Below are 20,215 nucleotides of genomic sequence, written 5' to 3'. Positions count from 1 at the left end.
TCAGATAACTCCTGATAGTCGAGTTAGGTATACCTGTTTTGACAACAAGTGAGCTAACCGTGTCATCTGTCGCAGACATAGCATCAGTCAGCCTCCGGCCGAATTCGAAAGCATTCATATCTTCGAGTAGATCTTTTTCTGGTTTAGACATTTTTGCGCCAGTGGCTTCCAACTTATTGAATTAAATGAACATACACAAATCACAACAAACCGCTAAATAAACACCTTTAAATTCACAGGATATTGCGATAGGCTAAACGTATGTTTTGCAAGCAATGGCTCTGCAAATCTAACTTCTGAGAATCGCATAATCAGGGCTGAAATGCCACGCCTGCGCTCGCCCTGAAAAAAACTAAGCAGGTGCTTGAGTCTGTACCGCCACTGTGTCCGGGGTCTCTGACTGTTGTATCAGCCATGCTGGCTCCTCCTGGTCGGTTTGCCAGGGCCACGGTTTTTTTTCTCCAGACAGAGGACTGGACATGGAACTGCTCAGCCTGAACGATGGCATCCTTACCTTTATCCAGAGCGCCAGCAGCCATTTTCTCACGCTGGCCGTCACCATACTGCCCGTATTTCTGTTCATGCGGATCCTGCTCACCGTGACCCTGCGCCTCGTAGGTACCTCGCAAACGGAGGCCCTCGCCCGGCTTTGTGGCCGTTCCAGGATACTCACCTACGGGCTCCTGCCAGTCATTGGCTGGTTGCTGCTCCGGGCTCCAGGGGCGCTGGCCCTCGGGGTCGTGTTGCCGGAGAAAAGTAAGCCCGGCTTCGAGGATGCGCTCACCACCCTTGCCCATCCCCTGTCCACCGCCTTCCCGGGGGTAGTGACCCCTGAACTGGTCGCCTGGCTAAGCATTACGGCCGGACTTCGGAACCATGGCCTGCCCGTGACCCCGTTGGCCCTGCACTATCTCCTGACTGGCGTGCTGATCTGCCTTATCCGGGGAATGGTCACAGAGTGGATCTTTCAGCGGATCACCTCACGAGGGAAACGCTGATGCAACGCGACCACACCCTCATCCTCAAGCAGGGAACCCACGTGGAAGACTGCCGCTCACGGGCGCGGGGGTCTCTATCCGGGAACGGCATCCTGGTCATGTTCTTCGACCATGCACATGTGCCTCTCCACGACGGGGTCCTGCATCCGGGCAGTCCGACTTCAGAGCTTGCCGATCTGTGGGGCGCATTCATCATCAAGGAGGGCTATCCATGGAGCTGATCCACATCACCCCCGGCCCCGGGGGCAGCGGCACAGGCTTCTGGCTTCCGCTGCGCAGCGGCCGGATCATCCTGTGTCTCACAGGCGGGGATTTTCATCCCGTCGCCATCGAACTGGCGGCCCTGACCGAGTCTGAGCTGGTCAACGGCTATTCCACCCTGCCCCCCGACGAACAGCTGCTCTGCGTGGTGCTCAATGACCCGGGCTCCCTGCTCTGCGGCCTTTATCCTCAGAAGCGCATTCCGGTAATCAACGTCCGGCCGGGCCGCTACAACGGCCATCTCGCCAGCTTCATCACCGATGCCACCTATGTCTCCGGAGTGACCCTCTCCGAAATCGCCCGGGCGGACATACACACCGTGCCCGATCCGGTCTCATCGCCCATACGGGAGTCCGGGCCAGTGATCCGCCATTCGCCACCCGCGCCACGCGGGATTAAGTGCCTTGCCGCCGGGGAGGTTCGTCTGGCCCTGTGGGTGGGGGAAGTACTCCCTCTGTTACGCGATGCAGCCCGGGAGGCCATCCAGGTATCACTGCGCGACATCCTGCCCTTTATGGCCCTGATCGCCCTGCTGATGGCCCTCGCCGAAAACTCAACCCTGGGGGCCGCTATGGAACACCTGCTGACCCCGCTCGTGGGCTCGGTCTGGGGACTCCTGCTGCTCTCGGTCATCTGCAGCTTCCCGTTCCTGTCCCCGCTGCTCGGGCCGGGGGCAGCCTTCTCGCAGATGGCTGGAGTGATTATCGGGACGCAAATCGGGACCGGGACCCTGCCTCCCGCCCTGGCTCTACCCGCCCTGTTCGCCATCAACGTGCAGGTCGGATGCGATTTCATTCCCGTGGGGCTGGCTATTCAGGGAGCCAGCCGGGCCACTATCGCCGCCGGAGTACCGGCTTTTTTACTCTCCCGCCAGCTGACGGGACCGCTGGCCGTCATCATCGGCTGGCTCTGCGCCACCGGACTGTTTACCTGACGCACGGCTGATGAGGAGGGAGATATGCGAATAGCCGACCTCGGGGGATAACGCACCGGGCCGAAAGAATAACAGTGAACGACTCATCACACCCTTACCGGGTGGGGATAACTGTTGCCTGAAACTAAGCAGGACCACCGCTCGAGGAGGTGTCTGAACCCACGCATAACCTGACTGACAGTACTACCCGATTTCGTCTCTGGCCTTTATTTCGTATACGGGCAACGGCTTCGCTCACGCGTTATACAGGCAGGACACCAAAACTCACGCATTAACGGATAGAAAAGGATGCCCTGGAAATGAAAATTAAGAATCTACGATGGTACATTATTGTCCTGGTTATGATGGGTACCATCACTAACTACCTGTCCCGCAATACCCTCGGTATCGCTGCCCCGACCATGCTGAAGGACATCGGCTTCACCGAACAGCAGTACGCCTGGATCACCGCCGCCTTTAACCTTGCTTACCCGGTGGGTGGGGTCTGTGCCGGTTATATCATGGACCGGTTCGGCGTACGCTGGGTCTTCGCCATGATGGCCATCCTCTGGTCCGTCTTTAACGCGCTGACCGGTTTCTTCAGCTCCTGGATACCCATGATGATACTCCGGATGGGCATTGGCCTCACCGAGTCCACCTTCAATCCTGCCGGAATGAAAGTCTCCGCCCAGTGGTTCCCGCCCCGGGAGCGCGGCCTGGCCTGTGGGATCTACAGCATCGGCACTTCAGCCGGGGCCATGCTCGCTCCGCCCGTAGTCGCCTGGTCCATCATCCATTACAACTGGCGCATCGCCTTTGTCGTGGCGAGCGTCTTCGGGATTGTCTGGTCCGTGCTCTGGCTGATTGCCTACCGCGCCCCGGAAAAACACGGCCTCATCACAGAAGAGGAGCTCGGCCTGATTGGCCGGGAAGCAAAGCGCACGAAAGTCACGCGCCGCGTCTCGCTGAAATCGCTGTTGCCCCGGCGTAACCTCTGGGCCATCTCGCTGCCACGCCTGTTTGCGGACCCCACCTGGGCCGCGCTGGGCTTCTGGATGCCCCTCTATCTGGTGACCGTCCGCCATCTGGATCTGAAACAAATTGCCCTCTTCGCCTGGCTGCCGTTCCTCACCGCCGACGCAGGTTGCCTCTTTGCGGGCCTGTTTGCCCAGTGGCTTAACCGGCGCGGGATCACCCTCATCAACGCCAAACGCATCACCTTCACCCTGGCCGCCTGCCTGATGATGCTTATCCCGCTGCTCAACTTTGTCACCACCACCGGGATGGCCATCACCCTCTTCTGCGTCGCCGGGTTCGCCCACCAGTGTGCCTCCATCACGGTGATCAGCATGTCGGCTGAATTCTTCAGCGAGGATGAGGTCGGCACCGTAACCGGGTTCGCCGGGCTGGTCGGCGGCGTGGGGGGATTTATCGGGACGCTGCTGATCGGGGCCGCCGTGGCCAGTATCGGCTATAGCCTGGTCTTCGACGTGCTGGGCTTCCTCGATCTTATCGGGGCCGTCCTGCTCTGGACCCTGCTCAGCATTCCCCGTTCCGCTCCCCTCCGTGACTCTGTCCTTAACCCGGGTCTCTGACCCCACCAGGAGAAAGTATCATGAAACAGTTCAGTCCATCCGATATCCAGCGCCTGAGACAGGCCAGCCTCGACGATCCGCGCATCCTTAACAAAATACGCAAGGACAATGAGGTCGTGCTTAACCACCCCGTTCTGGTCCCCGAAACAGGATGTGCCAGCTGGGAGCTCTTCTACTACTGCCCGAAACATGGCGTCCCGCTTATCTGGGACCGGCTCTCGCCGGAAGCCTACCATTGCCCGGTCGATAACGAAGTTCTGACGGGGGAACCGTACCGGGGCGCCTGGTGGCGAAAACTCAACGATCTGAACGCCCGGGCCTGTTATGAACTGGGTATCGCCTGGATGCTGACCGGGGAGAAGGTCTATTTCACGATAGTACGGGATATCCTCATGGCGTACGCGCGCTACTACCCCGACTATGCCGAGCACGGCGGGATCCCCTATAACGGCCCCGGGAAAATGAATGCCCAGACGCTCTGTGAAGCCCTGTGTCTGTCCGGGTTTGTGAAGGGCTACGATCTCATCTATGACGCACTGGCCCCGGCAGAGCGGACCACCATCGAGCGTGATTTACTCCGGGCCTGCGCCGAATTTCTCATCAGTAAGCGCTGGAATCAGCTGCATAACCATGAAGTGCGGATCAACAGTGCGCTGGCCATGACCGGCGCGGTGCTGGATGACCCCCGCTACCTGCAGACCGGCGTCAATGCCGTCTGGGGTCTGCACGACCAGCTCAGGTGTGGAGTCCTCAAAGGTGGCCTGTGGTTTGAAGGGTCCCTGCACTATCACCATTATGCCCTGCAGGGCTTCTTCGAATTTGAGCGCATGGTCCGCTATGCCCACCAGGACTACAGCCTGATGAGCCAGCCGTACTACAGGAAAATGCTCGACCTGCCCATTAAGCTGCTGATGCCGGACGACACCGAGCCCACATTCAATGACTGCATCCCGATGAAAGATACGGTGACCTATCCTGACCTTTACGAGTTTGCCTACGCCTGCTACGGGGAAGACAACTATGCGCGCATGCTCTCCATCATCTATGACAAGGAGCCCCGGACCAGCCTGGGTGCCTTCCTGTACGGCGATCCGCGGCTGCGCATCACGGAGCCGGTCCGGGAGACGGGCAATTATCACGACCCGGATAACGGCATCACCATCTTCCGCAATCCCGATCAGGGTCGGGCGGTGGTCGTCAAGCACACCCCCTACGGGGGCGAGCACGATCACTACGATAAGCCCGGGCTCATTATTTACGACCAGAGCGTGGCCATTCTTCCTGACATGGGGACCACCGGTTACGGGGCACCGATGCACTACAGCTACTACAAGAACACGCTCACCCATAACGTCCTGTGCGCAGAAGAGTCCAACCAGCCGCCCGCCAGTCCACAGACACTGAGCTTTACAGAGACGGAAAAGTACGCCGAGGTGACGGTCGAGGTAGACTGGCGTGAGCCCCCGGCCGAGGTACCCTGCCTGACCCGCGTGGAGTGGAACACCCACGCATACCGGGACATTGTTTATCGCCGGAAGGTGATTGTGTATGAACACATGGTGGTGGATATCACCCGCGTGACCAACCCCCACCGCCGTCAGCTGGATAACATTCTGCACATTGACGGCGAACGGCTGATAACCACCGGAAGCTACCGGCCCCTGCGTGATTATGACGAAAGCGACCCGATGTTTTATTTCAGTGAGTGCTTCGTCAGCCCGATGGGCCGGACAGTCACGGTGCCGTTCCGCACCCTGATGGGGAAAAAAATCCAGATCCACTGCGCCTGCAGTGACCCGAAGGCAGAACTCCACCAGTTGCAGGGCCCGGCAAACCCGCCTCTGACGTCACTGAGCTACCTGAAAACCCGCTCACGGGCACCGGCGTTCATCAGCGTTCACGTCATTGACCTGCACGCGGAAGAGGACCTGATGCGTAACGTGGTTATCTCGCTGCGGCAAAACACCGTGACTATCACCTCGGATTTACAGCGGGAGATCATCACCCACCCTATCTGATGCCTTATATCGGCGACTGTGCCTGACGATACGCTATCTTCCATGGTCAGGCCGTTCGAACACGGAGCAGGAGAACCAGCTTTAGGGCTGGTTTTTTGATTACCAGGGCCGGAGAGAAAAGGGAAATCGCATTAGCCAGCTATCCGTGCCCTGGCATTTAAAATAGATAAGAAGCTTTTACCACAGCTGGAAGCCATTACTAACATTACGGTGTATTAATCAACGTGGAACAGGTCATGTCCGCTGCGTGCCAGAAGCGGACATAGTAAGCACAACTGAGGTGCTGATAAACTGGAGTTGGTCGGTTGAAATCGACGTGATAACCAGTCAAACAGGGTTGGGTTTTCTGAGTTTTCTATTTATGTACAACAATATTGAGCTATTTGTGGTTAAGGCTGCTCAATAACATAATCAACGTGTAATAAAGTGTTTGTCGTGGCTGTCTGCACTCTTTTTCATAAAACAGTGGACAAGTCTAGCTTACGCCGCTAACCTACCTACTAGTTGATTGGTTGTCGCTAACGATAACTACACTCTTTTCTTAAGAAATCCCTGGAGCCATTATGTCTATTACCGTTAAACCTTCTGCAGCCGCAAATGCTATCCACATGACCCGTGAAGCCGTACGCACTCAGCCTGGCCTGGGTAATCTGACTTTCCAGATGAAAGCCCGTTCCAACGGCGGGTTAACCGTTCGCACGGAAACCGGCGCCACTATTCAGAACGGTATTGTTGATGACAGCCGTGTGGGTAAATTCTCCAATATCGGGGATGAACCTGCAGGTTTACTGGGTACCGATACCGGGATGAGCCCGACCGAATACATTATGCAGGCGCTGGCGGGTTGTTATACAGCCACCCTGACTATGATGGCCGCTGAAAAAGGCATCGACCTTGACGGCATTGAGTTGGATCTGAATTTCGATATCGACCTCAATGGCTTCCTCGGCCTCAACAGCACTGTGCGTAAAGGTGCTAAATCCATTCGCGTTGATGTTCACCTGACGAGCAAGACTGCAAGTCGCGAGGAGTTAGAAGCGCTGGTCAGCGAAATGAAAAATACCTCACCTATCCATGACACGCTGGCTAACCCTGTAGAAATGATTACACGCTTAGTGTGAATGAATGATCTGATGTAAAAGACCTAACGATGCCATCACGAAAAACAGGATGGCCGTTACCATCAGGACAGAACAATAGTTAGTCAGTGATACACCTTGCTACCCTAAAAATGCAGGAATATAATCTACCAACTAGTAGATTATATGGAGCAATTATGACGACCATGACGCGGGAAAGGCTGCTCAGTGAGGCCGAACATCTGATGCGCGAAAAAGGCTATTCGGCATTCAGTTATGCTGATTTGTCTAAAATCGTCGGTATTACCAAGGCCAGCATTCATCACCACTTTCCGACCAAAGATATTCTGGGTGAAGAAGTGGTGATTCAGGCATTGGCGGATACTCAACGCGTGTTTGAACAGATTGAGGCCTCAGAAAAAACCGCAGCGCAAAGAATCGCTGCTTATGTTGACCTTTTTGCACAGAGTCATCGCGCATCACTGTTACCGCTGTGCTGTGCATTGTCAGCTGAAACAGCCAATCTGCCCAGCAACATCACTGACCAGACGTCGCGCTATTTCGATATGCAGATTGGGTGGCTAATGAGCGTTGTTTCACGTGGAGTTGCTGCCGGTGAGATTGCGCCGCAAGGTGAACCCTCTGACCTGGCTTTGATGATCATTAACCTTTGCGAAGGTGCAAGCGTCGTGGCACGTGCTACGGCAAGGCCAGAGGTTTTTAGTAGCAGCCTCAAATACATAAAGCTGCTCCTTAATACCCGTTAATCCGGAGATTGACAAAATGTTAGACTGGAACAATTACCGCACAGATTTAATGCAACGCCTGGGTGAACTCGGCAAGCTAACCCCGGATACCATGAAAGGCGTGGTTGCTCTGGGAAATGCAGGCAACAAAACAGATCTTCTGGGTGCTAAAGTTCGCGAACTCATCGCACTGGCATGCGCTGTTACCACGCGCTGTGATGGCTGTATTGCCTTCCACGCTGACGCTGCCGTGAAAGCCGGCGCAACGGATGCTGAAATCGCCGAAGCACTGGGCGTTGCGATCAACCTTAATGCGGGCGCGGCTGTCATTTATTCAGCACGTACCCTGGATGCAGTAAGCCAGGCTCGCGGTTAAGCGTTAAATATTTCCTCTTTAAAAGGGCATTATTGCCCTTTTTTTATGTCCGCAATTGCCTGCGCATATACCGCAGGCGATTTTACACCCGGTATGCGTTTTACCAGTTGTCCTTCATGAAATATCAGTACCGACGGTAGACCCCATATTTCATATTTGGTCGTCAATACCGGCGCCTGATCGACATTGACCTTTCCTGTCTGGATATCATCACCGAGCCGTTCTACAAACAGACTGAACATCTCTTCGCTTGCCTGGCAGGGCGGACACCACGGAGCAGAAAAACGCACGACTGATATTCCCTCGTACTGTTCTATCTGCCGGAAATTATCTTCGTTATAAGACGTTAACTTACGCATGTTGATGACCTCAATGATTCGCGGGCGTTTACGCAGGTGGCCGTTGCGTTAAACAAATATCGTAATGGTTTTCGTTGACCTACCTACTAGATGGTTGGTATAGTGCCAGCCATCAGATGTTTACGCAACTGCAATCCGACGATAGTCGGTGAGTCTGCCGGACGTTGTCATTCCCCTGTGGGGATAAACCATTTTTGTCTTTGTGAGGTCCACGATGAGTACACTGTTCACCCCCTACAACCTGTCTGGCATGACATTAAAAAATCGCGTGATCATGGCGCCAATGACGCGCACCCGCACCATGAATGACGTACCGGACGAGGTCGTGGCTTTGTATTACGCACAGCGCGCTTCCGCTGGTCTGCTCATCACCGAAGGTATGCCTGTTTCAGAAGAAGGCCGTGGCTATCTTTATACTCCGGGCATTTACAATGACGCACACGTTCAGGGCTGGCGTAAGGTGACGAAAGCGGTTCATGCCAAAGGTGGCCGTATTTTCGCCCAACTCTGGCACGTCGGCCGTATGTCTCACACCACTCTTCAGCCGGGCCACATTGCACCGGTTTCAGCGGGCACCGTTCAGGCGGTCAATACCACTGTTTTTGCGCTGACCGAATCCGGCGAGCCGGGCCCGGTTGTGCCAAGCCAGCCACGCGCACTGGAAACCCATGAAGTGAAACGCATCACCGCCGACTTTGTACATTCCGCGCGTCTGGCGATGGAAGCCGGTTTTGACGGCGTGGAAATCATGGCGGCGAACGGGTTCATCTTTGACCAGTTCCTCAGCAGCGAATTAAACACCCGCACCGATGAATACGGCGGCTCCGTGGAAAACCGTCAGCGCTTCCTGCTGGAAACTATTGATGCCGTGGCTGACGCGGTGGGTAACAGTCACGTTGCCGTGCGCCTTTCTCCCTTCGGCCGTATTTATGACCTCGCGCCGTATGAGGGGGAAGAGGAAACCTGGGAAGCCATCACTGACGCTCTCGGTCAGCGCGAACTTGCCTATGTGCACCTTTACTATCAGCCGGTGTACACCAAAGCCCCGCTGCCGGAAGGATTCCGCCGCCGTTTCCGCAACTCTTTTAAAGGCACCATTATCGCTGCAGGTGGTTTCACTCGCGATATCGCCGAACAGGCACTTGAAGCCGATGAGCTGGATTTAGTGGCGTTTGGCGTCCCTTACATCGCCAACCCTGATCTGGTCGAAAGAATGCAAAACGGCTGGCCGCTGGCAGAAAGTGACCGTACCACGTACTACGGCGTCAGTGGTTCTCCGGAAAAAGGCTATACCGATTATCCGGTCTGGCAGGCTGAATAAATCCAGTGCAGGCGCCGTTCTTCGGGAAGTTAACGCGTCTGCCCCACAATCTTTGAGGAGTCATGATGAAAACGCTTAAACCTACTCTCACCATTGATATCTGGTCAGATTTAGTCTGCCCGTGGTGCTGGATCGCTAAAAAAAGATTTGAACAGGGGCTGAACAGTTTTGAGTTTCGCGATCAGGTGGTGATCCGTCATCACAGCTACCGTCTGGCTGGCGGTACCCCAACAATGCCTTTCAGAGACGCTATTGTGAAAAAGCTGGGTAGCCAGCATTCGGCAGAACTGATGATGAATCAGGTGGCGACCGCTGGTAAATCCGAAGGCCTCACCTACAACTTCGACACCATGATGTTTGGTGATACCGAAGATGCACACACCCTTCTGACTGCCGCGCGTAGAGCTGGAATAGCGGATGCCGTCGAAGAACGCTTTTACCGTGGCAGTATCACCGAGGGTCGCTCTCTCTTCGACCGTCAGGAACTGGTTGCACTTGCCGTTGAAGCGGGTATGGCAAAAATCGACGCCGAAGCCGCTCTCGCAAATGACGATTTCCGTGCCTCCGTTGCCGGCGATGAAGCTCATGCTCGCTCCATAGGCGTCAGCGGTGTCCCCGTCTTTGTGATGAACGAAAAATACGCTATCAGCGGAGCTCAGAGCGCAGATAACTTTTTGAATGCGTTGCGTCAGGTCTGGGATGAGCAGCAAACCGAGTTTTCAGCCACTGCGGGTCAGACCTGCGGAACAGAAGGCTGCAGCATTTAGTCTGTCAACATTCGGCTTCTCGCCGGTCAGACAATAACTACATTAGCCGCCCGTCACCGGGCGGCATTTACTTTTGCAGGTTTGACTCTATATTCTCCTCACCTAAATATCGAATCAGATAATCAGAATAACCGCCTAACAGGTAGTCTTGCCCCCCGTCGACGGTCAGACTGTCGGTGTTGTTTCTGCTCGTATATTCATCATACCCATACCTCATTTCATGACCTGCCTTTGGTTGATTATTTTACGCACGGTCATTTTCACTGTGAGTCTGGAATTTGAAGAGAAAACAGGGCTTCTGTGCACGTTATTAGCAAGAAACATTTAATTATCTGAATTTACAGCTTAATTATTCATGACTTTGTTTTGCTAATCACTCTTATGTTTCTTTTCCCGGGTCACCATCACTATCCCAGCCAGTACGGCCAGGGCTGAAAATACCATTCTGGAAGTCAAAGATTCACCGAGAAACACGACCCCTCCCAGCATGGCAAGGCAAGGGACGCTGAGCTGAAGTGTGCTTGCCGTAATCGAGGCGAGGGAGGGTAAAAGGGTGTACCACAGCACGTAGGCTCCGGCTGATGCGACGGCTCCTGATAATAATGACAGACTAATTCCCGTGGAATCGTAGTGACCCTCTTTTATAGACAGCACTGAAAGAATGAGCGCCATTGGAACGGCCATAATAAAGTTTGCCGCCGTGGATGCACCCGCGTTTTGTGTCTTCCTCCCCGTTATCGAATATGCAGCCCAGGCTAACCCGGCCACGATCATCAGAACCGCGCTAAAAATGGGGGGTGCTTTAGCTCCGGGTAACAAAAGTATGGCAATGCCCGCTAATGCGAGCATAAGACCGCTTGCTCGCAATACTGACAGTGACTCTCCCTTAAATAATCCGTACATCACCATCGCAAACTGCACGGCACCAAAAAGTAACAGCGCCCCAGCGCCCGTATCGAGGTGGATGTAGGCTACTGAAAAGAGAACCGCATACACCATCAGATAGAACCCACTTAATGGACGCCATACGGACAGGGAGGTGCGGGTGTGAAGAAACAGAAAAGGCAGCAGAACCAACGCACCGCTGAGCAAGCGCAAGCTGCTGAAGGAAAAAGGGTCAATATGTCCACCCTTGAGTGCCAACCGGCAAAGAATAGAGTTTGCCGCGAAAGCCAACATGGCCAGACATACTTTCAGGGCGAGTGCAGTTTTAGCCATTCAGAGAATCCTTATGAAATAATTTACAAGCTACCATCTAGTTGGTAGTTTATACCAATTTTTGAAAGATTAGAAAGCACTACATTCGGTACTCATATTCTCACGAGAACGGCTAACTTCAGACATCATCGTCGTATGTTTCTGATGGCTCAGGAATATTACGTTACCGATATTATCATTTCATAGGTCGCATGTTATTTGTCAAAAGGGTTTTCTGGTCCAAATAAAATGAGAGATTTTGGCTGTGTGTACCCAAATTGGTGGTCCCATCCACCTCTTAAGATCTTAGTATGTACGGTTTGTATAACGTCTGCTGATCGCTCACAGCAGACCTTCATTTCAGTCAACAATGTCCGCTGCGTGCCAAGAGAGGACCTTACAAAGGCTGTGATGTACTGACTAGGATATTGAAATAAAATGCTTTTTTTGAGCTCTGATGTGATGATGATCATATGATTTTTTCTTAAAAAATTGATACCTTATGTAACATCCATGAAAATAGCGCGGTATTGGATATCTATAGTTTGGAGCATAGTTATGAACATTTTCATTAAGCTATGCTGAATGAAAATTATTCATACAAGGCTCAAAATGAAAATTGAAGTTGCATGTAAAAAAGGCAGTAATAATAAAGATAAAGGAGATCTGCTCGAAAAACTGGCAAAAAAGCTTCTCTTATCACAGAATTATGATGTTATAGAAGAAATAAGAATAGTTGGCGCTGAGTTGGATTTGCTTTGTAAGCACAGGGTTAATGGGAAGAAAATTTATGTTGAGTGTAAAGCTCAAAAAGAGCCAATATCAGCCCCCATTTTAAGGCAGTTATGGGGGACTGTGGATGTAGAAGAGTATTCAGAAGGGTGGATAATTACAACTTCTGATTTTACAAAAGATGCCAAGGGGTTTGTTGAAAATTGGAAATCAAAACCAAAAGAAAAATCAGAACGTCTAAGTTTCTATTCTCCAGCGATTATTATTGAGGCGCTAAAAAACTCTTCAATCATTTGCAATCCACCTTTTATTGCAGCGACAGACCGTGTTGAGAACTCTGAAGACCTTGGAGATTGGACTCTTTTGTTATCAGAATATGGAATGTACTGGTGTGTGTATACATTGAAAGGTGGTGCACCATACGGTGTTTTAGTTTACAGTGCTTCTACTGGCAAGCCAATTGATGACGAAGATACAATCCAAAATCTCTCAACTCTCGATACTACAGTAGCAGATTATGACCTACGAGTTGGTATAACAAACGAAAAAGTTGTAGCTAATATATTTCCCACTAGATTACCTTCAGTTGTTCAAGTTCAAATTGGTGAGTCTTGGGATGATTATCGTCCCGCACGCCCTAAAGATTTCGTTGGAAGAGATTCGACTCAAAAAGAAATTTTAAAATTTCTAAATTCAGCAAAAGAAAATTCAGGTACGCGAATTTTTGCAATAACAGGCAACTCTGGGCTTGGGAAAAGTTCCTTAATTGCAAAGCTTAGAGATAGATCCAAAAACATTCGATACAAAAATAAATATTTTGTTTACGCTGTTGATATTCGAGGCGCACGTGAGCCTTCATATATTCTTGCTTCGTTATTAATGTCATTAAGAGAAGCACAAAAAAATGGCTTTGGTGATCCAATCGAATTGAGTTTGAGTGATCCAAGTTCCCCATTAAACTCCAGCAGCATACAATCTTATTTGAGCTCTTTGGAACAAAAAGAACAAGTTATCTGTTTGATATTCGATCAATTTGAAGAGTTGTATTCAAAACCAGAGCTCTTTGGAATATTTAATGCTGCAAGGGATTTAATGTTAGATGTTACAGGCAATCAGAAAAATTTAGTCCTAGGCTTTGCTTGGAAGACAGATAGTACAACTCAACAGGATCATCCTGCTTATCATTTATGGCATGAACTAGCAGATCATAGAAGAGAATATAGGTTAGATGTTTTCGAAAGAGGCGAAATATCAAGATCAATAACTAAATTTGAAAAAGAGATTAACCAAAAAATATCTGCTGAGATAAGGCATCAAATCTCTGAGGTTAGTCAGGGGTATCCTTGGCTTTTAAAGAAATTATGTATTAATTTATATGAAAGTATTAAAAAGGGTGAGAAAACAGATTCGTTTCTTCTTGATCTTGATGTCGGACGTCTTTTCCAAGCAGATTTAAATAACTTAAGCCCTCAAGAGTTGGTTTGTCTAAAACTCATTGCACAGAATGCACCTGCTGATTGGAGCGAAATAATCGAGACGTCAGGTACTGTTGTATTAAATAATCTTGTCCACAAACGACTGGTTATTAAAAGCGGTGATCGTCTTAATGTGTATTGGGATATATTTAAAGATTACCTTCTTACTGGAAAAGTTCCAGTAGTACCCTATAATTATATACCGACATCAGATCCATTCTCTTTAATAAATATATGTAAAATGTTAAAAGAGAATGAATTTACAGATTCAGCAATCCTTAGTAAAAATATAGGCCTTCATGAAAGAACGATTTGGAACATTGGGGCGGATCTTGTTATGTTGGGGCTAGCGGAACGCGACGGTACAGCCTTCAAAAACAGCAAAAAGCTTTGTTCTAATGATGAAGACTCTATACTTAGTATCCTCAGGGAAACGTTAGCCAAACATGCATTGAAGGTTGCTTTATATAAAAACCATTCTGGTAAAACTATATCTGTAGATGTCCTACGTGAAATATTTATAGATTGCATGCCAAAAGATAAATTTGGAGAAAACACTAGAAATACTTATGCCAATCGACTAACAAATTATCTTGTTTACACGGGGTATTTATTGAGAGCAGGTAGTAATCTCATTGTTCAGGATATGGGAGCACCAGTTTCGGACAGAGAGGGATTAGCTCGTAGAGGTAAACAAAGAGGGAAGGTTTTCTCCGTTTCGGTATCACCGTTTGCTACTTATAATGCAATTAATAGTATTCCTTATAGCGGTACTAGAGCCATAGATATAGGTAGAAATGAACTTTCAGTATTAAAGAGGTTTGAACTCGTAACGGTTAAGGATGATATTGTATTTAAAAACAATGATATTATTCAAAAATCAGGTGGGCATAAAGAAGCAATTTGGGCAGCTGCAAAAAATGAAAAATCGCTTTTGAAATGCATTGAAATAATGCAAGACAATTCTGATATAAGCTCTAAAGATATTGCTGCAAGAATATCAGAAGAATACGGTTTAAATTGGTCTGAAGGGTCAAAAATAAGAAATGGTGGTATTTTAAAACAATGGTCATCATGGATTAAAGAGGGGGTCGAGTCGTCGTCTATCCCGACCCCTCCAGGACGGCCAAGCAAATAAAAGCATCAGGCTCAGTTTTGCTGAGCCTATATTTTAGGCTGATACTTCCGCTCTTCGCTCAAAACGGACCTTCCATTCCCATCTTCCTTCCTGCCGTATCTCTTTCGCCCTTCCATACGATTAGTCAGTCCAGATCCGACTTTACCGCTTTTCGGATCTGCTGAGAGGAAAAGACGGATTATTGCAGGATAAGCACAAAAAATAGTGAATTGTTGCGATATGTGAATTGTTGCATGAATCGCTAAGATTTGAATTTATGATTAACTCTAAAGCAATTTAACAGCGACCCCATTAAGGGTCGCCGTACATTTGCTCAGCTATGTTCAAACCGGGCCACCAGGGGACCAGTGATTTCCATCTCCATTTCCCAGAGCGTTGTCATCACTCCTTCAAGTGGATCGTCGCTGCTGCGGTAGAAGGTGTTAAAAAGGGTTCCATCCGGGTACCTGAACAGCCTGAGTTCACCGAAGGATTCCGCGCTGACCATTACCGAAAATTCCTTTTCGGAATTGAGGACAAGGTAAATAAGACAGTTATTGATCCTGAAGGGCAGAGCGCGGCTACCTCTGGCTGACATATCAACCTGTATGTTAAACGCGTCATGCCTTTCCGGCTGATAAACCAGTTCCCTCAGTTCTTCGCTAAAGCGGGAACCGTAGCTCACCAGTATGTAATTCTGCTGATCGGCGGACCGTTGCGCGACTTTCATTAACAGTGTTTCGAGGTTTTTGACTTCCATCGTTAATTTAGCCTGTGATTGCCACAGTAAATTATGCAGTCTGTGGTGAATATTTGTCCTTACATCTGATACAGACGGAAAATCTCCGTAGAAATTACGATTAAGTTCTCTAGCAACATAATCTTTGGGAACACTTACAGGAATGTATCTCACCAGCCAGTTGCGATCGCATTCTGAATTTTGAGAAAAAGTGAAGTAGTTAAGCAGAGTCTCTTCAGACAATGCCCCAGGAAGTTCTTTTGTCAGACGAGTGTCGGTATTTCTGAGACGTTCAAGATCAACTTCGGCAGCAACGATATCTGTCGCTTTGCTGCGACTGAAGACTTCAATGTATTTGTCCAGCACGTCATTAAAGAAAACCACGTTCGCTGCATAATCCGCTTCTGAAATGATATAGCCTTCATAAGGGACTGAAGGATCACGTTTCAGGCGTTCAAGAACAGAAATTATTCGGACTTTACTGAAATAGGAAAACAACCCTCCCGCCAGGGCGTCATTAACACGCTGTGTAATCTGCTCAGCTGGTCTGGCGAGCTTTATAGCCAGCAAGGAAAACGCTCCATAGAGGCTCCCTAAATCCTCATGGACTCCTGTATACATACGCCCCGGAACGTAGGATCTTTCATTATATGAGTTCATAACCTCAATGGTTTCTGATAACCCGCTGTACCAGTTTGTACTCGCATGAAGATTACAGTGCTCAATTCTCAGTATCATATCAATAATATCGACAGAACGTCTGAATGCAGGCGTCAGCGTCTCATGAGTTTCCCTTTCTTCATATAATTCAGACGTTATGAGATGATTTACAAGATCGGCTAAATCTGTCTTTTCCTGTGATTCGAAATGCGCAATAAGATAGCCTGCCATCAACAGACGCAAATCAGATAAGGCATTTGCAAACAAAATGGATAAGGCCGCCTCTTTTTTATATGGGCTTCCCCTGAGTAACATTGCCCACTGCGGATCTGTTTCCTCCAGAGACAGATAATCCGGAGTCAGGAAGAAACTGTGCCAGCGGTACTCTTCCTCCCAGTGACGTGTAAACCGGCTCTGGTTAAACCACAGGCAAAGAACGTCGTGAGCATATCGTACGGAAGAAACATTATCGGCGACCACTGACGGGATAAGCAGCCTGGCGGTACTATGCAGATGATACATCAGACGGCCGGTAGAATCTTCACTCCCGGGTTTGCCAATGATCGTGTTCATACTCCAGCCCTCCCACAGACCGATAAATTCGCGAATAAGCGCCTGGTGAGTCTGCTCCTGGCTGGCCGATAGGGTGCCCCCGAGTCCCGCTTTCCACTCGTTTAACACATGCCAGACCCTGAAAAGAGAAAGTAAAAATTGTCTGAAATCGGTAAAACGAGTGCTCTGTGTTTTTCTGTACACATGCAATGGAATAGGCATAGATTCACGGAAATATTCGCCTGAATATTCTGTTGATTTTACGGTTTCACGAACAAATTTTCTCAATTCATAATGGAATGAATCACTGAATGTATGGCTAAATCCCGATTCTTTTACTTCATCCAGATAATTTTTATCGTCCCCGTAATTGTAACTTCGTTTAATAGAGGTGTAGGTATCCGTTAATCGTTCAACACCTGACCTGAAAACACTGATATTTTTATCGTTAAGTGCATCGTATGCCTCACCAAAGAAATCAAAAGTAATATCATCCAGATCCCTTTTATTCTCAGAATGCCCTGTCACTATGCAACGTCGACATAGCCACAGCCATAATCCTGAAACAGGCATGATGCCTCTTAATGACAATACCGTCAGTTCATCCGAACGCACACCAAAAGAGGGCAAAATGATAATTTCCGCATCCTGTCCATCCACCGCTTTGAGTCTTCTCAGCAGGAATAGCAGAGGTCTTATATAGATATCGGTAACAACATTATTTTTACTGATATCAAATTTAACATGGGTCATATCATCCTTTTCAGATATTGAATAAGGTAGTATTTTAATACCATCCAGGTAATTTTCACCTATGTTACCCCCCGGATAGCGGAGCCACGCCAGAATATAGGCGTGTTGAATGTAGTCATCCACTATTTGTGACAAAAAATACTTATTCATAAGACGATCGCGCTTGTTCTCATCCAGAACATTCAGACTGGAGACAAAGAACCAGATAGACAGGAAAATATTGAAAAGCATCCACACAAAAGCGGTAACGGCGAAAGCGGTATTAAGATATCTGTCACCAATTGATAAAGTTATGCCGCCTAACACAATAAATGCGGCAAGTGACAGGCCACTCAGGCCTGCGAACATATATCCGGAGTGAAGTTGATACGCGGACTGGATATGGATCCTGGCTGATTTCTTTTGAAACAGAACACTGATAAGACCCACGACCAGCGGAAAAACAATACCGATAATAGTCAATTGGCTGCCCAGTAAATTAGACATCCATCCTGAAAGGAGGGTAATCCCTTTAAAATGCTGCAGAGCGAACGGATGTAATACAGGCCGAAAATACTCGACTACGGCAACAGCACCGACTGCAGTGAACCAAAGAACCAGCATAGCCCGGATGTAATAGGTGGAGCTGGAAACCAGAACTTTTTCTATCGGGTTCCAGCGTAGTTTTTTGTAATCCCGGTTCGACTTCAGGCTACGGCGCAACTCAGCCCTGACCTGCCATGAGACACTTATGAGGAGTTTTCCAAACATAGATATCCTGCATTATCCATAAGAAATATCGAGGATAATAAGCGTTAGGGGCCATTTTTTCTCTGAAAAAATGTCTCTCAACTCCCTTCATGCACGTTTCGTCATCCTGTTATCCGGTTTTGTATTTTTCGGATCTCAGAAAGTGAAGATAAGGATTATTGCAACAGAGTCACTAAAGAGAGGTGATTGTTGCGATGAGGCGATTATTGCTGCGGGAGCACAAAAAGAAGAGTTTATACCTGGAAAATCAACAGGGGTCGTTGGGCCACTGAGGCGTCAGACCGCCGGGACCTAGTTCAGGCCACGTCCGGGGCAGACAGAAAAGCAGTCCGTTCATTATTTCTGGTTAACACACAGCGCAAAGGGCGACTGCGGATTTCCCAGGAGCCAGGCATTGCCCAGAGGGCTTAATCGTAACTGACGTCCGGTATCCTCATGAACAAAGAAAAAACTTTTTTTGATAATCTCATCAGCAGCATTACCCCTCGCTGTTTTTATATGATGCATATTGCTCACGACGATTTCCCCGGGAGTCTTAATATCATAGTCAAACGTGATATTACGGGAGCCCGCTGGCTTTCTTGCGAACAGGTCGAGAACAACGGCGAGGTACGCCCAGCGCCTACCTGTCCAGATATAGGTCACATCACCGCACCACACCTGGTTTGGCTCTGTTACTGCGAACTGCCGCTCAAGATGATTCGGGATAGCAACATGCTCATGCCCGCCACGTTTATACCGGTGAGTCGGCTGCTGGCAACTGACCAGCCCCAGCTCTTTCATGAGTCTGCGAGCAAGCCAGCGTCCCATCTGGTAGCCTCTCTGGGTTGCCATGATGGCGATGCTTCTCGCTCCGGCGGAACCGTGGCTGATACCATGTAGCTCAAGTACCTGACTGCGTAATACAGCGCGTCTGCCGTCTGGTTTTTCAGGACGGTTTTTCCAGTATTTGTAGCTGCTGCGATGAACCCCGAACACATGGCAGAGAGTGACCACAGGATAACGCGCCCTGAGTTTCCCGATTATAGAGAATTGTTCAGGGAGTCTGACATCAAGAGCGCGGTAGTCTTTTTTTATATTTCGTTTTCTATTTCAATACGTTGTAGCTTTTTCTTCAGTTCACGTATTTCGATTTTTTCCGGTGTAATCGGAGAGGCTTTTTGTGTTTTGCCCTGACGCTCTTCACGCAGTTGCCTGACCCATTTTGTCATCGTGGAAAGACCGACATCCATAGCCTTAGCGGCATCAGAGACGGTGTAGTTTTGATCGACAATCAGCTGAGCGGATTCGCGTTTGAATTCAGGACTAAAATTTCTTCTTTTCATTGGTGCACCTGTATTGTTCTGAGGTGAGCATATCACCTCTATTCAGGTGGCCAAATTCAGTAAACCACTTCAAACGGTAAACTAAAGGCTGCGTAATGTTTCTAAACCAATCCATTCCGGTATCATATACAGACTTGGACACATAACCCCCTCTCTCCTTAACCGCGTTTATATCGTGATAACCATCACAAAACCAAAGCGAGACTTTTATGGGGGCTTTTGTGGGGGCTCTGCTTGCGATAAACACCATAAAAAGCATTTGAAAACCAATGTCTTAATCGCATTCATGATCCCGAGTCCGGCACCACTATTTAAAGAACCCAGCCTATGGCTGGGTTTTTGCTTTCTGGCGTTCCGGACTCTTCATCGAAATTGGTTCGATGATTCGCCACTAAAGTGGCTCACCCCTCCGGGGCCAACGCGACAAGCGCGTTGTTCAAACGCCTTCGGCGTTAGTCCGAGTCCGGGCACCACTATTTAAA

14 protein-coding genes and 1 pseudogene are annotated in these 20,215 nt (G+C 49.3%); 11 read left to right on the top strand and 4 right to left on the bottom strand.

Annotated elements, in window-relative coordinates; translation table 11 throughout:
- Positions 1–479: 479 nt before the first annotated feature.
- From ABOC97_RS23235 to ABOC97_RS23200, 8 genes are all read left to right on the top strand, one after another.
- On the top strand, positions 480–998 hold the full coding sequence (locus ABOC97_RS23235) for a PTS glucitol/sorbitol transporter subunit IIC (protein ID WP_349602173.1): 519 nt from the start codon (positions 480–482) through the stop codon (positions 996–998).
- Positions 998–1,219: a hypothetical protein gene (locus ABOC97_RS23230; protein ID WP_349602171.1), complete on the top strand. Its 222-nt coding sequence runs from the start codon at positions 998–1,000 to the stop codon at positions 1,217–1,219. The genes ABOC97_RS23235 and ABOC97_RS23230 overlap by 1 nt, the downstream gene beginning before the upstream one ends.
- A complete protein-coding gene (locus ABOC97_RS23225; protein ID WP_349602169.1) occupies positions 1,210–2,193 on the top strand; it encodes a PTS sorbitol transporter subunit IIB in 984 nt (327 codons plus the stop codon). Before ABOC97_RS23230 ends, ABOC97_RS23225 begins: the two co-directional genes overlap by 10 nt.
- A gap of 299 nt (positions 2,194–2,492) precedes the next feature.
- A complete protein-coding gene (locus ABOC97_RS23220; RefSeq protein WP_349602167.1) occupies positions 2,493–3,767 on the top strand; it encodes an MFS transporter in 1,275 nt (424 codons plus the stop codon).
- A 20-nt stretch (positions 3,768–3,787) separates the two neighbouring features.
- Positions 3,788–5,785: a heparinase II/III domain-containing protein gene (locus ABOC97_RS23215; RefSeq protein WP_349602165.1), complete on the top strand. Its 1,998-nt coding sequence runs from the start codon at positions 3,788–3,790 to the stop codon at positions 5,783–5,785.
- Between the two features lie 563 nt (positions 5,786–6,348).
- Positions 6,349–6,906, top strand: a complete 558-nt coding sequence (locus ABOC97_RS23210) for an OsmC family protein (RefSeq protein ID WP_349602164.1) — start codon at positions 6,349–6,351, stop codon at positions 6,904–6,906.
- A gap of 155 nt (positions 6,907–7,061) precedes the next feature.
- On the top strand, positions 7,062–7,631 hold the full coding sequence (locus tag ABOC97_RS23205; RefSeq protein WP_349602162.1) for a TetR/AcrR family transcriptional regulator: 570 nt from the start codon (positions 7,062–7,064) through the stop codon (positions 7,629–7,631).
- A gap of 16 nt (positions 7,632–7,647) precedes the next feature.
- Positions 7,648–7,986 (top strand): carboxymuconolactone decarboxylase family protein, encoded by a 339-nt coding sequence (locus ABOC97_RS23200; RefSeq protein WP_016246488.1) that lies wholly within the window; start codon positions 7,648–7,650, stop codon positions 7,984–7,986.
- Positions 7,987–8,015: 29 nt separating this feature from the next.
- Here ABOC97_RS23200 and ABOC97_RS23195 read toward each other — a convergent pair whose 3' ends face one another.
- Entirely contained in the window at positions 8,016–8,345 is a 330-nt protein-coding gene (locus ABOC97_RS23195; protein ID WP_349602160.1) for a thioredoxin family protein, read from the bottom strand.
- Between the two features lie 214 nt (positions 8,346–8,559).
- Here ABOC97_RS23195 and ABOC97_RS23190 point away from each other — a divergent pair, with 214 nt between their 5' ends.
- Entirely contained in the window at positions 8,560–9,666 is a 1,107-nt protein-coding gene (locus ABOC97_RS23190) for an alkene reductase (RefSeq protein WP_349602159.1), read from the top strand.
- Between the two features lie 65 nt (positions 9,667–9,731).
- The gene (locus tag ABOC97_RS23185; RefSeq protein WP_349602175.1) at positions 9,732–10,433 is read left to right on the top strand and encodes a DsbA family oxidoreductase; all 702 of its coding nucleotides are present in this window, start codon (positions 9,732–9,734) and stop codon (positions 10,431–10,433) included.
- 369 nt (positions 10,434–10,802) lie between these two features.
- On the opposite strand, the gene ABOC97_RS23180 is transcribed toward ABOC97_RS23185, so the two are convergent.
- Complete coding sequence (locus ABOC97_RS23180; RefSeq protein ID WP_349602157.1) at positions 10,803–11,651, bottom strand: DMT family transporter; 849 nt, start codon at positions 11,649–11,651, stop codon at positions 10,803–10,805.
- A 591-nt stretch (positions 11,652–12,242) separates the two neighbouring features.
- On the opposite strand from ABOC97_RS23180, the gene ABOC97_RS23175 reads away from it, so the two are divergent.
- Positions 12,243–14,975 (top strand): restriction endonuclease, encoded by a 2,733-nt coding sequence (locus ABOC97_RS23175; RefSeq protein ID WP_349602155.1) that lies wholly within the window; start codon positions 12,243–12,245, stop codon positions 14,973–14,975.
- Positions 14,976–15,288: 313 nt separating this feature from the next.
- Here ABOC97_RS23175 and ABOC97_RS23170 read toward each other — a convergent pair whose 3' ends face one another.
- Positions 15,289–18,408, bottom strand: a complete 3,120-nt coding sequence (locus ABOC97_RS23170; protein ID WP_349602153.1) for a hypothetical protein — start codon at positions 18,406–18,408, stop codon at positions 15,289–15,291.
- A gap of 567 nt (positions 18,409–18,975) precedes the next feature.
- Positions 18,976–19,733, bottom strand: a pseudogene (locus ABOC97_RS23165) (IS3 family transposase); the annotation flags it as partial.
- Positions 19,734–20,215: the final 482 nt, after the last annotated feature.

It is taken from the genome of Kluyvera huaxiensis (genome assembly GCF_040149365.1).
GTDB classification, from domain to species: domain Bacteria; phylum Pseudomonadota; class Gammaproteobacteria; order Enterobacterales; family Enterobacteriaceae; genus Kluyvera; species Kluyvera intermedia_A.
This window is presented reverse-complemented; position numbering and strand designations above follow the sequence as displayed.

Excerpts from the sequence above, each read along its gene's own strand:
- ABOC97_RS23235 (WP_349602173.1), top strand. The coding sequence starts at position 480 with ATGGAACTGCTCAGCCTGAACGATGGCATCCTTACCTTTATCCAGAGC.
- ABOC97_RS23230 (WP_349602171.1), top strand. The coding sequence starts at position 998 with ATGCAACGCGACCACACCCTCATCCTCAAGCAGGGAACCCACGTGGAA.
- ABOC97_RS23225 (WP_349602169.1), top strand. The coding sequence starts at position 1,210 with ATGGAGCTGATCCACATCACCCCCGGCCCCGGGGGCAGCGGCACAGGC.
- ABOC97_RS23220 (WP_349602167.1), top strand. The coding sequence starts at position 2,493 with ATGAAAATTAAGAATCTACGATGGTACATTATTGTCCTGGTTATGATG.
- ABOC97_RS23215 (WP_349602165.1), top strand. The coding sequence starts at position 3,788 with ATGAAACAGTTCAGTCCATCCGATATCCAGCGCCTGAGACAGGCCAGC.
- ABOC97_RS23210 (WP_349602164.1), top strand. The coding sequence starts at position 6,349 with ATGTCTATTACCGTTAAACCTTCTGCAGCCGCAAATGCTATCCACATG.
- ABOC97_RS23205 (WP_349602162.1), top strand. The coding sequence starts at position 7,062 with ATGACGACCATGACGCGGGAAAGGCTGCTCAGTGAGGCCGAACATCTG.
- ABOC97_RS23200 (WP_016246488.1), top strand. The coding sequence starts at position 7,648 with ATGTTAGACTGGAACAATTACCGCACAGATTTAATGCAACGCCTGGGT.
- ABOC97_RS23195 (WP_349602160.1), bottom strand. The coding sequence starts at position 8,345 with ATGCGTAAGTTAACGTCTTATAACGAAGATAATTTCCGGCAGATAGAA.
- ABOC97_RS23190 (WP_349602159.1), top strand. The coding sequence starts at position 8,560 with ATGAGTACACTGTTCACCCCCTACAACCTGTCTGGCATGACATTAAAA.
- ABOC97_RS23185 (WP_349602175.1), top strand. The coding sequence starts at position 9,732 with ATGAAAACGCTTAAACCTACTCTCACCATTGATATCTGGTCAGATTTA.
- ABOC97_RS23180 (WP_349602157.1), bottom strand. The coding sequence starts at position 11,651 with ATGGCTAAAACTGCACTCGCCCTGAAAGTATGTCTGGCCATGTTGGCT.
- ABOC97_RS23175 (WP_349602155.1), top strand. The coding sequence starts at position 12,243 with ATGAAAATTGAAGTTGCATGTAAAAAAGGCAGTAATAATAAAGATAAA.
- ABOC97_RS23170 (WP_349602153.1), bottom strand. The coding sequence starts at position 18,408 with ATGTTTGGAAAACTCCTCATAAGTGTCTCATGGCAGGTCAGGGCTGAG.